The sequence below is a fragment of the Acrocarpospora macrocephala genome, from assembly GCF_009687865.1.
In the GTDB taxonomy this organism is placed as follows: domain Bacteria; phylum Actinomycetota; class Actinomycetes; order Streptosporangiales; family Streptosporangiaceae; genus Acrocarpospora; species Acrocarpospora macrocephala.
Map to the genome: position 1 here is coordinate 1 of NZ_BLAE01000136.1, position 7,937 is coordinate 7,937.

Below are 7,937 nucleotides of genomic sequence, written 5' to 3' on the forward strand. Positions count from 1 at the left end.
CAGGTTGTGTTGTCCTACGGCTCGATCGGTACTACGACCGCCTCCGACTCCCTCCCGGCCGCCGCCCACTTCCCGGCTCCACACCGGTTATAAGACGGCGTCGTCCACGCCTATCCGCAGCACGCTCCGGCCGGGGAGGGCCTCCCCAGTTCCCGCCGCCACCCTCTGAACGTTCCGCGCCCTCTTACGCCAGAGAGTCCCTGACGGCAGCACTCCAGGATCTTCACCGCTTCCATGGCCTTCGCCGTGAGTCGCTCGGCTCGGCTCTCTCTCGGTGTCTAACGACGCGGCAGGCTTCGCTTCCGCTACGGACCGCTCAGTTGCTTCCCCCAACGGGGCTTTCGACGCTGGGCTTCGACCCGGCCCGTTTCCAGACCGGGCCGCCAGCCTGCTACCGGGCTCCCTGGCGATTACCCGGACCGGACTCACACCGGCAGGCGACGACGAGCTTCCGATCAGGTCATGATCGCTGGACAATCACCTCCGTGATCTCTGGGCGCACCGGCTGCCGTACTAGGAGCCCACGGATTGTCGCGATGGTGCGCTTCGGACACGAACGCAGGTCCGGAGAGACGACCCTGGGTGTCCCACGCTTCTAGATCGGCAGGCCGGTCGTCGTGCTGGCAACTTCTTGACCGTGTTACGAAATTGCAATGACTTGCGATATCTCGCGCAAGAATCTGCGTGTACAGCCGCAGGTCGGTAGCAAAGGGGCGAAACTATCTCGCAGGGACCTTGTGGAACGGGGTATGGGCGGCCTACTGTCGGCTCACCCTGTGGTGTTCTCCGTCGTGAAGGCCGGCAGGGTGCTCACCCCCCGAGAGAAACGAGCAGACGATGGCACGTAGCAGGACCGGTGTGTTGATGAGGGCTGGCAGGCCGTTACGACGGGCCGCGGGGGCGGTCGTGGTGGCGGTTGTGCTGGGGATGGGGGCCGTGCTCAGTGGGGCGGCTGTGGCGGAGGCGAGGGTGGTGGGGCCGGTGGTGACGCGGGCGGCGCTCGATCCGGCGCTGGTCGCGGGGCGGGGGGCCAGTGTGGCCTTCGCCGAGCAGGAAGCGGAGAACGCCACCACCAATGGGACGGTCATCGGGCCGGACCGCAGCGCGTACACGTTGCCGGCGGAGGCGTCGGGGCGGAAGGCGGTGCGGCTGACGCCGGGGCAGCATGTGGAGTTCGTGCTGCCGAGTGCGGCCAACGCGATCAACGTGCGTTACAGCATTCCGGACGCGCCGAACGGTGGCGGTATCACGGCGCCGCTGCAGGTCACGGTCAACGGCAAGGACCGTAAGACCATGACCCTGACCTCGCAGTACGCGTGGCTCTACAACCAGTATCCGTTCTCCAACGACCCGAACGCGGACCTGCTCCACCCGGACTGGTGGATCACCGAGTGCGCCTGCGTGCCCAACGCCACCAACCCGGCGCCGGTGATCAGCAAGCCGTTCCGGCCGAGCCACTTCTACGACGAGCAGCGCCTGCTGCTGGGCAAGAAGTACAAGGCGGGGGACAAGGTGCGGCTGACCGTGCCGGCCGGGAGCAACGCCGCCTGGACGGTCATCGACCTGCTCGACTCCGAGCTCGTGGGCGCGCCGCACGTGCGCGTGCTGGCCGCCAACGTGCTGCTGTTCGGCGCCGACCCGCTCGGCCGGCGCGACTCGGCGGACGCGTTCGACAAGGCGATCGCGTTCGCGAAGCGCAGCCACCTCAAGGTGTACGTGCCGCCGGGCGTCTACCAGGTGAACCGCCACATCATCGTCGACAACGTGACGATCGAGGGGGCCGGGAACTGGTACACCATCATCAAGGGCAAGGAAGTCGCGCTCGATCCGCCGGCTCCGGATGGTTCCGTACACACCGGTGTGGGTTTCTACGGCAAGGACGCGGCGGACGGCGGCAGCAGCAATGTGCACCTGTCCGGGTTCACCATCGAGGGTGACGTGCGCGAGCGCATCGACACCGATCAGGTGAACGGCATCGGCGGGGCGATGAGCGACTCGACCATCGACGGGCTCTACATCCGGCACACCAAGGTCGGCCTCTGGTTCGACGGGCCGATGAACAACGTCAAGGTCACCAACAACATCATCGTCGACCAGATCGCGGACGCCCTCAACTTCCACATCGGCGTCACCAACTCGCGGGTGTCGAACAACTTCGTCCGCAACACCGGCGACGACGGCCTGGCCATGTGGTCGGAGAAGACGGCCAACGCCAACAACACCTTCGACCGCAACACCGTCCAGACCCCGGTCCTGGCCAACGGCATCGCCATCTACGGCGGCAAGGACAACACGATTTCCAACAACCTGGTCGCGGACCCGATCCGCGAGGGCAGCGGCATCCAGGTCGGCTCCCGCTTCGGCGCCGAAGCCTTCACCGGGAACATGTGGATCAGCAACAACACCACGGTCCGAGCCGGGACGTACGAGCTGAACTGGAACATCGGCCTGGGCGCGATCTGGTTCTACGCCCTGGAGAAGAGCATCGACGCCAACATCCAGGTGGTCGGCAACCACTTCCTGGACAACGGCTACAACGCGATCATGCTGGTCAGCGAGTGGGGCGTGAAGGACCTCTACTCGATCACCAACGTGCACTTCAAGGACATCCGCGTGGACGGCACCGGCACCTCCGTGGTCAGCGCCCGGGTGAAGGGTTCGGCCACCTTCGAGAACGTGGACGCCCGTAACGTCGGCGCCGTGGGCATCAACAACTGCGGCTCCTTCAACTTCCCGCCGACCGGCTCCGAGTTCTCGATAACCGATCTGGGCGGCAACGACGGCGGCGGCACCACCGGCCCCTGGATGGCCCCCTGGGAACTCCCCAACACCATCACCTGCGACGACCGCCCGCCGGTCGTCACTCCCCCGGCCCCGTCCCCCTGGTAAACACCCGTGCCGCCCGAGGAACCCCCTCGGGCGGCACGATTCTGTACGGAATCGCAGGGATCGCCCCGGTGTTCGATAATCCCTGAGGGGGGTCGGACAAACTACGGGAGTCGTTTCATGGATCGAGAGCTCACCGTCATGGCCGTGCACGCGCATCCTGACGATGAAGTGATGGGCACCGGGGGAATGCTGGCTCGCTACGCCGACGAAGGCATCCGCACCGTCCTCGTGACCTGTACCAACGGCGAGCAGGGAGACGGCCCCGGCGGCGTGAAGCCCGGCGAGCCCGGGCATGACGACGACGCGGTCGCCAAGGTACGGCTGGCCGAGTTGCGCGAGTCGGCGGCGCATCTCGGGATCAGACATGTCGAACCGCTCGGGTTCCGCGACTCGGGCATGGACGGCTGGGACGGCAACGGGCACGCCGCCGCGTTCGCCAACATCCCCGTCGAGGTCGCCGCGGAGAAGTTGAGCGACCTGATCCGGCGTTATCGGCCCCAGGTCGTCGTGACGTACAACGAAAAAGGCGGGTACGGCCACCCGGATCACATTCAGGCGCACCGGATCGCGGTGGCCGCCGTGGCGGCGACCGGTATTCCGGACAAGTTCTATTACACGGGCACGCCGCGCAGCTGGATGGCCGGCATGGTCGCGTACATGACCGAGTCCGGAATGGACACCGAAGGGTGGGATCTGGAGGAGTTCACCGATCCCGACGACCAGATCACCAGCGTGCTGGACGTCGCCGACTACTTCGAACGAAAGATCAAGGCGATGGCCGCCCACGCCAGCCAGGGCGACAGCGAATTCATGCTGAACATTCCCGACGACATCCAGCGGCGCATGTTCGCAGGTGAGGCCTACATCCGGCAGTGGTCGAAGGTGTCCGCGCCCGACCACGAGGACGACCTTTTCGCCGGGCTTCGCGGGAGTTAAGAACGCCCCGCAGTTCGACGAGTCGGAGTTCAAGGACCCGGCCTACCAGGGCACCCTCGGGGAGCACTACGGACGCTTCCCCTACGGAACCCCGTAAGAAACACGCTCAATCCCTAGTTGGGAGGGCCGCGCCACCGTGCGCGGCCCTTCCCGCGTGATCAGGGCCATGTCGTGTCCGTCGCGGGGTTCGGCGGGGCGATCACTCCCAGGCGCTCCAGCAGTACGAGGAACGTCGACGCGTAGGGCGAATGCGCCACCACCCCCGCCACTCGATCCCAGTCGACCTGCTCGCGCAGCGCCCGGACGGTCGGCAGCAATCCCCCGTAGTCGCAACTGTGCTCCGACATCGGCAGAATCCACGAGATCACCAGATCGGTGGCCTCCAGCACCGGCAGGCTCAGCGCCGCCGTGCTCAGCCAATCAGCCCGCGCGATCACCGCCTCGGTGACCGGATGATCCGCCAGCATGAAGATCAGATCGACCAGCACACCATCCTTGTCATATGCCTTGACCAGCCAGTCCTCCGGCGGACGCTCGGTCCGGAACCCCATGCCCTCCAGCGTCTTGAGGGCCAGCGGGACATCCTCCTCGACCAGCGCGAAATCCACGTCGTGCAGGGAGGGCGCGGCCCCGCGCGCGTATCCCGCGCAACCCCCGGCCAGCGCGAACCGCACGCCCACCTCTTTGAGGCCGGAACCGGCCCGCTTGAGCGTGTCCAGGATGCCGTCGGTGACGGCGTGACTATGACTCCCCACCTGCACCGAGTGCCCCGCTACGTTCAGGCCAAACAATCACGGGTAGAGCGGGGCCATGACCACCGATGGAGGCGTGGATGGCTGACGATCAGGTGCACCCGGTGGCGAATCCCGACGAGAATCCGAAAGAGCGGCTCGATCGGGAGCTGGGCGAGCTCCTCCAGGGGCTGCGCGTCGCGGCGACCGGCGTGCAGGTGCTGTTCGCGTTCCTGCTGACGTTGCCGTTCTCCAACGGGTTCGGCAAGGTCGGCATGGCCGGGAAGTGGCTGTTCTACGTGGCCCTGGTGGCCGCGGCGCTCGCGTCCATCTGCCTGATCGCGCCCACCACCCAGCACCGGATCATGTTCAGATCGGGCCTCAAGGAGATCGTGCTGCGCCGAGCCAACGGGCTGGCGCTGGCCGGGGGGATCGCCATCGCCGTCTCGATGATGTGCTCCACCGCGCTGGCGGTCGAGGTGTTCCTCGGCGCCTGGCCGGCCGTGTTCCTGGCGGGCGGGATCGCCCTGCTGAGCAGCTATCTGTGGTTCGTGCTGCCGCTGCTCACCCTCCGCCGCCACCGGCGGCTACCGCAGCTGGGGCAGCACGACCGTTGAGTAGAACTCGAAGAACTCCTCCTGTTGCGGGCCGATCTGGGAGACGTAGATCTCGTCGTAGCCGGCGTCCACATACTCCTGGATGCCCCGCAGGTGGTCCTCCGGGTCGGGTCCGCAGGGAATCTTCAGCGATTCCGGGGTGATGAGCTGGGCGATCTGCTCGAAATGCCGGGGCAGCGGCAGCAGTTGCTCGGCTTCGCCGCTGATGGCGGTGGTCGGCCAGAGGCGGTGGGCCGTCAGGCGGGCCTCCTCCTCTTCGGTGCCCCAGCAGACCTTGAACCCGGCCGCCGCGGGTTTGCCCGCGCCGCCCGACTTGTGGAAGGCGTCCACGAGCTCCTGGTCGGGCTTGACGGAGATGTATCCGTCGCCGATCCGGCCGGCCAGCTCGACGCTCTTGGGGCCGAGGCCGGAGACGTAGATCGGCGGCGGCTGCTCCGGGAGGCCGTACAGGCGGGCGGTCTCGACCTCGTAGAACTCGCCGTGGTAGGTGATCAGCCGCCCGGTCCACAGCTCACGGATGATCTCGACGGCCTCTTCGAGCATGAGCCGCCGGTCCGCCGCAGGCGGCCAGGCGGTGCCCAGGATGTGCTCGTTGAGCGCCTCGCCGGTGCCGACGCCCAGCCGGAACCTGCCGTCGAGCAGGAGCTGGGCGGTGGCGGCGGCCTGGGCGATGATCGCCGGATGGATCCGGACCAGCGGGCAGGTGACCGCGGTGGTGACGGGCAGCGACACGGCCTGCGACAGCGCGCCGATGACCGACCAGACGAACGAGCTCTGCCCTTGCGCGGCGATCCACGGATGGTAATGATCGGAGATCCACAACGCTTCGAATCCGGCCTGTTCCGCCAGTTTCGCTTGGCGGATCAGCTCCTTGGGCGAATGCTCCTCGCTGGCGAGGAAGTAGCCGAAAGTTGTCATAAGAGACTCCTGCCCAGCGGGATCGCGTTAATGACCCATTTGTCGGGGCAGTGGGGGGCCTATGGCTACTCTACTTTGGCTCATCGCCGTAGTACTGGTGATCTCCGGGATCTACGTCATCCTGGCCCGTCGGGACATCCTCTGGGGGATCGTCCTTATCGTTCTCGGGTTCCTCGTGGGCCCGGGAGGTGTCAGCATCTTCAATGTCTAGGTAAACGCAAAATGAGCGAGCAGGATAGTGGCGGGCATTCGCCCGCCGCCGTCCTGTTCGCTCAAACCCGATCAGAGGCCGTAGGTCGCGTACGACCGTCCGAGCACGGGCAACGCGACATTGCGCACCCGGATTCCCCCAGGTGTGGCGCCCTTCTCGGTGCCCGCGTGCGCGTGACCGTGAATGATCAGGTCGGCGCCTGCCGCGTCTGCGGCCTCCGCTAGGAGATAACTCCCTAAGAATGGGTAAATTTCCGGCGGCTCTCCCGCCAGCGTGTCCTTGACCGGCGCGTAATGGCTGAGCACGATGCGATGCTGGGTATCCAGCCCTTTCAGCGCGATCCGCCAGCGATCCGCAATCTCCCGGGTATGGCGGACGAAAGCCTTCGTCTCCGGTTCGCCGAACTCGTTCGCGCATTTTCCCGCGAATCCTCCGCCGAACCCTTTTCCCCCGGCGACGCCGAGTCGCCCGCCGAGCAGCACCTCGGCGGAATCGTCCAGCACGAAATGTCCGGTCGCCCGCAGCATCGCCATGATCTCCTGCTCGGCGTCCGAATGGTAATCATGGTTGCCCAGCACGAACACCACCGGAATGGCCAGCCCGCGGAACTCGTCCGCGATCACCTGGCCCTCCTCAACCGTGCCGTGCCGGGTCAGATCCCCCGCGACGAGCAGCACATCGGCCCGCTCCTCGATCCCGTTCAGCCGAGCTCGATAAGTCCCCCGGGCATGCTCGCTGAGATGGATGTCACCCACGGCCGCGACCCGGATCGTCACAGCAGCTCCTCTTCGCCGGGCTCCCCGACCGCCACACAGATCACCTCGTTGTGCACGACCAAGCCGGGCGCCGCCTCCGCGGCCACCTCCGCGACCCGCTCCCGCTGGTCCTCCTCGCACACCTGCCCGTGAAGAAACAGATGATCTCCCCTTATGTCCACCTTTATGCCTAGTTCGTTGGTGCGCTCGTCCTCGGCGATGGCGCGCTGAACCCGAGCGGCGACATAGTGCGGCGGATCCCAAATGTCCATGCCGCTGGGCTGCCCTCCACGATCCAGACAAAACCCAAATGTTTGGCATGGACCAGCATGGATAGATCTATACGGAATCTTGTGCCTAGTACGGCAGCCGCCAATCGCTAGCTGACCAGGGCATAGTCGCGCTTCAACCGTGCACGTTGATGGAACCAGCCGGATCGTGCCTGGTGGCGGCGTCGCCAGTAAAGCCATCGCGCGGTGTGCCCGGGCGGCTTGGGATGATGAAGCGCCTCGGCGAGCAGACCCTTGATCGCGGGAACGGTGAGCGGGATGAGCCCGGGATCGGCGGGCGGGGCCTGGCAGGGGGACACCGGGGCGCAGGCCCGGCCGTCCGTGCGATCCCGCAGTTTGGCGGCGGCGACCGCGCAGACGGCCAGGGCCGCCATCACCAAGACCAGATGCCGCAGGATCGCGGTGTACAGGCGCGCCTGGCACTGATCCAGGCCGAAGCAGTCTTTGGCCAGCTCGAAGCACTCCTCTACCGGCCATCTCAGCCCGGCGGCACGGATCAGCCGGGTCCGGGCCGGCGGGCGTCCCTCGGGCACGTAGCACCAGTGGAAGGCCAGTTCCCCGCTCTTCAGATGGCGGCGGATCAGCAGGTG

Annotated in this window: 8 protein-coding genes and 1 pseudogene; 4 read left to right on the forward strand and 5 right to left on the reverse strand. The window is 66.5% G+C overall.

From position 1 onward, the window contains the following. The first annotated feature begins 864 nt into the window (after positions 1-864). Complete coding sequence (locus Amac_RS53065; protein WP_174900334.1) at positions 865-2,889, forward strand: glycosyl hydrolase family 28-related protein; 2,025 nt, start codon at positions 865-867, stop codon at positions 2,887-2,889. Between the two features lie 117 nt (positions 2,890-3,006). Beyond that, complete coding sequence (locus tag Amac_RS53070; protein WP_155362023.1) at positions 3,007-3,825, forward strand: PIG-L family deacetylase; 819 nt, start codon at positions 3,007-3,009, stop codon at positions 3,823-3,825. 158 nt (positions 3,826-3,983) lie between these two features. On the opposite strand, the gene Amac_RS53075 is transcribed toward Amac_RS53070, so the two are convergent. Next, positions 3,984-4,580 (reverse strand): nucleotidyltransferase family protein, encoded by a 597-nt coding sequence (locus Amac_RS53075; protein ID WP_155362024.1) that lies wholly within the window; start codon positions 4,578-4,580, stop codon positions 3,984-3,986. Positions 4,581-4,657: 77 nt separating this feature from the next. Between Amac_RS53075 and Amac_RS53080 the strand changes: the two genes are divergently transcribed. Beyond that, positions 4,658-5,173 (forward strand): DUF6328 family protein, encoded by a 516-nt coding sequence (locus Amac_RS53080; RefSeq protein WP_155362025.1) that lies wholly within the window; start codon positions 4,658-4,660, stop codon positions 5,171-5,173. Here the strand turns inward: Amac_RS53080 and Amac_RS53085 are convergent. After that, a complete protein-coding gene (locus Amac_RS53085) occupies positions 5,144-6,091 on the reverse strand; it encodes a TIGR03557 family F420-dependent LLM class oxidoreductase (protein WP_155362026.1) in 948 nt (315 codons plus the stop codon). The genes Amac_RS53080 and Amac_RS53085 overlap by 30 nt on opposite strands. A gap of 61 nt (positions 6,092-6,152) precedes the next feature. Between Amac_RS53085 and Amac_RS54380 the strand changes: the two genes are divergently transcribed. Continuing rightward, positions 6,153-6,302 carry a GPGG-motif small membrane protein gene (locus Amac_RS54380; RefSeq protein WP_170322064.1) on the forward strand — a complete coding sequence of 50 codons (150 nt, stop codon included), beginning with the start codon at positions 6,153-6,155 and terminating at the stop codon, positions 6,300-6,302. 71 nt (positions 6,303-6,373) lie between these two features. Here Amac_RS54380 and Amac_RS53090 read toward each other — a convergent pair whose 3' ends face one another. The 3 genes and pseudogenes from Amac_RS53090 to Amac_RS54385 form a co-directional block, all read right to left on the reverse strand. Continuing rightward, positions 6,374-7,078 carry a metallophosphoesterase family protein gene (locus Amac_RS53090; protein ID WP_218041812.1) on the reverse strand — a complete coding sequence of 235 codons (705 nt, stop codon included), beginning with the start codon at positions 7,076-7,078 and terminating at the stop codon, positions 6,374-6,376. Then, positions 7,075-7,329, reverse strand: a complete 255-nt coding sequence (locus Amac_RS53095; protein ID WP_155362027.1) for a BON domain-containing protein — start codon at positions 7,327-7,329, stop codon at positions 7,075-7,077. Before Amac_RS53095 ends, Amac_RS53090 begins: the two co-directional genes overlap by 4 nt. A 107-nt stretch (positions 7,330-7,436) precedes the next feature. Continuing rightward, positions 7,437-7,937 (reverse strand): annotated as a pseudogene (locus tag Amac_RS54385) (IS701 family transposase); the annotation flags it as partial.

Bases quoted from the DNA above. Each gene is read 5' to 3' on its own strand.
- Amac_RS53065 (WP_174900334.1), top strand. From the start codon at position 865: ATGAGGGCTGGCAGGCCGTTACGACGGGCCGCGGGGGCGGTCGTGGTG.
- Amac_RS53070 (WP_155362023.1), top strand. From the start codon at position 3,007: ATGGATCGAGAGCTCACCGTCATGGCCGTGCACGCGCATCCTGACGAT.
- Amac_RS53080 (WP_155362025.1), top strand. From the start codon at position 4,658: ATGGCTGACGATCAGGTGCACCCGGTGGCGAATCCCGACGAGAATCCG.
- Amac_RS53085 (WP_155362026.1), bottom strand. From the start codon at position 6,091: ATGACAACTTTCGGCTACTTCCTCGCCAGCGAGGAGCATTCGCCCAAG.
- Amac_RS54380 (WP_170322064.1), top strand. From the start codon at position 6,153: ATGGCTACTCTACTTTGGCTCATCGCCGTAGTACTGGTGATCTCCGGG.
- Amac_RS53095 (WP_155362027.1), bottom strand. From the start codon at position 7,329: ATGGACATTTGGGATCCGCCGCACTATGTCGCCGCTCGGGTTCAGCGC.